Here is a 3,923-nt window from a genome sequence, read left to right on the forward strand (position 1 = left end):
TGTCCGAGAAAGGCGGACAGCTAATCATGTCCATGGTCGAGCTGCACCAATCGGGCGATCTGATCACCGGTCAGTGGGACAGGCGCACCGTACGTTTGATCGTCAACGGATTGCTGCAACCTGCGATCAACTACAACCCTGCGGGTCTCAGTCTTTATCAGCGTTATCCGCGACTGCTGACGATTGAATCCTGTGACGAGGAAATGGATCGTCAGTTGGCCGTGCATTTCGAAGCGGTGAACGGCGGCATGATGTCTGCCATCAAGCTGGCGTTGGCACACATGCCGGAAGCGGATCTGCAAGTGTTCATGAATGCCGACGTTCATTTTTTCACCGTGCGCGAATCGGCATCCTATGTGACTACTCGCCGGGCCGGCGGACCTTTGAATGTAGGGCTTGAACAAGAAACACAACAAAGCCGGGATGCCGCCACGGGCCGCTTCGGCGTTGTGATGTACACGTCTGATGAAGACGCTGATCTTTGTTATGAATTATTCACTTCGCGTGCAGAAACCCGCAGGAATGATGCGCTGGGTGCTTTCATCAGACGGGAAAAAAAGCTTCAGCAACGCTCAAGAATGAGCGCCAGTGCCAACATGACGACGCCCCTGAGCAACACCCTGACCCAGAGCGTTCCGCTGAACATCAGGCGCTATACCCATGCCGCGGCCGAGGACGCTTCGATCAGCAGCAGTATGGCGATCATCGATTACTTCGGCGCGCTGAAAGCACCAGCGCAATCTGCGCGGTTGCAGACAGGGTTCTACCAGAAATTCAACGACCCTAACATCGTGCGCATCGCCGGGTTTCTCGCCGAGAACAGACCGTTCCTGAATAAAACCGAGCTCAGAGAGCTCGTGCGTGTACCGACGCCGCTCGAACTCTCCCGGGAAGAGGGCGAACGCTTGCTGACTTACTTCATCGACCTGTTGGTGCCGTTCAAAAAATGCATCGAGGACATCGCCTCGGGCGAACACAACAAGATGGTGGACGGGGTTTACGGATGTTTGATGGACGGCATCGGCCTGGTGGGAACAGTGGCTGGCGCCAGCTCGAAGGCGCTGAGTATTTCCACCAGGGCCATTTCCACTACTGCCAAGGCCGCGCGTTTCACCCGGCTGGCGTTTACTTCGGCCATCTCGCTTTTCAATCCCTTCGACGGTGTGCCCTCTGGTCTGCAGGCGGGCGGTAAACTGGTACACAAGGGCCTGCTGCGGTTCAACAAGAACACTCATGACCTGATTACTCTGGCCAGGGGGCAATTGCACAGGATCAGCGGTCGCCGGCAATCCTATGATCTGCTTGAAGCGGCCGATAACGCGCAATTCGGGTTGGGGAGCTGGCGGCCACGCGGGGCTACGCATGAAGCCGTCGCCGTGCTGGCCGCGCGCAGTGGTGACAAATGGTACTCGCTGAATCGACGCGGCAACTTGTGGGGCAAGTCTCTGGAGGGTTTTGTGTATCAAGCCCCCTTGCAGCTGCCTGCTTCGCCGCGCACGTTGCCGCTCAGTTACACGCGCAAGTTCATCGAGCAAAGCCTGCCCCGTGCACGGGCGAAGATCGACAACGCATTGGAAATCTTCAACCGTCATGATTTCAAACGCGATCGCGACGCGCTGATGAAGATCGTGTTCGGCGATGCTTCTCAGGTGTCCACTGATCGGCTGGTGAACTACTTGCGTTTGATCCGCTTCGATTTCGCCGGTTTCTCCTTGAGCAACATGGTTCTCGACGGCCTCAAAATCAACGACACCCTGGCATCGTTCGATGCAAACAATTACCAGCGCTGGAAAGACGCGGGTTCGAGCGGTGATTGCGCTATAGCGTTTGTTGAGGTCTACACGAAAAACTTCAATCGACACTTCGTCAGCATGGGTCTGAACCACGATGTGATCGCCGACGACCTGATTCATGAGCTGTTCCACGCCAGCGCACAAACCGACGATGTCGGTTATGCCACCGACGCCGTGCATGCCAGTGACAGCGGACAGCAGCTGGATGTGTCCGTATTGCTCAATCTGGGGGCAGGTTGCCTGGCGCAGTCGCAGAGCGGCACTGACTGTCATGCGCCGTCCAGAGCCTTCGAAAACGCCGACTCGCTCACGCTGGTCACCTCATTGCTGAGTCAACTGATCACTGACGAGGTCACTTTCGATCAAAACATGACTGTTCTTGCCAGTGCGCTCGAGGCCAGTGCGGGCCGGGCGATTGGCGAGCCGGTGGTCATTACCTTGAACAAACCTCGTTGATGAAAAGCACTGCCGCCAGCCTGTCGGATGAGGGCGTCAGTGCCGGTTTCAATCAGCCAGTTCCGGTCGATCCCGAAACTGCTCCAGCGCTTCGGGATTGGCCAGTGCATCGGTGTTTTTTACCGGCCTTCCATGCACGACATCACGCACCGCCAGCTCCACGACTTTGCCGCTGATGGTGCGCGGTATGTCCGTCACTGCAACAATCCGCGCCGGGACATGCCTCGGCGTGGTATTGGCGCGGATCACTTCGCGGATTCGCTGTTCGAGCCCTTGATCGAGTTCGACCCCATCGCGCAGACGCACGAACAGCACGACCCGCACATCATCCTGCCACTGCTGACCGATGGCGACGCTGTCCAGTACCTCGGTGATTTTCTCGACCTGGCGATAGATTTCCGCCGTGCCGATGCGCACGCCGCCCGGGTTCAGTACCGCATCCGAGCGGCCATGGATCATCATCGCGCCGTGGGGCAACTGTTCGGCGTAATCACCCTGTGCCCAGACGCCGGGGAACAGGCTGAAGTAGGACTGGCGGAGTTTTGAGCCGTCGGGGTCATTCCACAAGCCGATCGGCATCGCCGGGAAATGCCGTGTGCAGACCAGCTCACCTTTCTCACCGATCACCGGCTGGCCAGCGTCGTTCCAGACCTCGACGGCCATGCCCAGGCTCTTGCCCATGATTTCTCCGCGACGTACCGCTGACAGCGGGTTGCCATTGACGAAGCACGAGACGATGTCGGTACCACCGGACATTGAAGCCAGACACACATCGGTTTTGAAGTCGCGGTAAACGAAATCGTAGCTTTGCGGTGACAAAGCCGAGCCTGTGCAGAGCAGGGTTTTCAAACTGCTCAAGTCATGACTTTCGCGGGGCCTGGCGCCGCTGCTTTCCAACGTGGCAAGGAATTTCGGACTGGTGCCAAACACACTGATGCGTTCGTCGTCGATCAGATCGAGCAAGCGCTGATGGTCCGGATGAAACGGCGAGCCGTCGTAGAGCACCACGGCGCTGCCAACCGCGAGCGCTGAAACCAGCCAGTTCCACATCATCCAGCCGCAGGTCGTGTAGTAGAACAAGCGGTCACCGGGACCGAGGTCGCAGTGCAAACCATGCTCCTTGACGTGTTGCAGCAGCACACCGCCGGTGCTGTGGACGATGCATTTCGGCACGCCAGTGGTGCCGCTGGAGTACAGCACGTAGAGCGGATGATTGAACGGCACCGGGGTGAAATCCGGTTCGCCGCCGGGTTTATAGAAGTCTTGCCACAAGCAGACATCAGCGTGGCTTTGATAATCCTCGATGCGCGCTTGCGGACGGGCGTACGGGACGATGATCAACTGCTGCAGTGACGGCAGTTGTGCCAGGATTTCGTTGAGCTTGGCGGTCTGATCGAGGATTTTTCCGGCGTATTGATAACCGGCACAGGTGAGCAGCACTTTCGGTTCGATCTGGCCAAAGCGATCGATCACGCCGTGGGTGCCGAAGTCCGGCGACGAGCAGGACCAGATCGCGCCGAGGCTGGTGGTGGCCAACATCGCCACCAGAGTTTGCCAGGTGTTGGGCATGCAAGCCGCCACGCGATCACCCCGGCCAACGCCCGCCGCGCGCAGGCTGGCCTGAAAACCGGCGACGTGTTCGGCCAGTTCGGCCCAGGTCAGTTGTTCGCGCTG

Annotated in this window: 1 protein-coding gene and 1 pseudogene; one reads left to right on the forward strand and one right to left on the reverse strand. The window is 58.5% G+C overall.

What is annotated here, in order from left to right; all coding sequences use genetic code 11:
• Nucleotides 1–2,249 (forward strand): annotated as a pseudogene (locus tag OQK_RS23110) (hypothetical protein); the annotation flags it as partial.
• Between the two features lie 48 nt (nt 2,250–2,297).
• On the opposite strand, the gene OQK_RS23115 reads toward OQK_RS23110, so the two are convergent.
• Nucleotides 2,298–3,923 (reverse strand): acetoacetate--CoA ligase (locus tag OQK_RS23115; protein WP_016774503.1); only part of this gene is annotated, 1,626 nt, incomplete at its 5' end.

Source organism: Pseudomonas sp. R62, assembly GCF_000257605.1.
Lineage (GTDB): Bacteria > Pseudomonadota > Gammaproteobacteria > Pseudomonadales > Pseudomonadaceae > Aquipseudomonas > Aquipseudomonas atacamensis.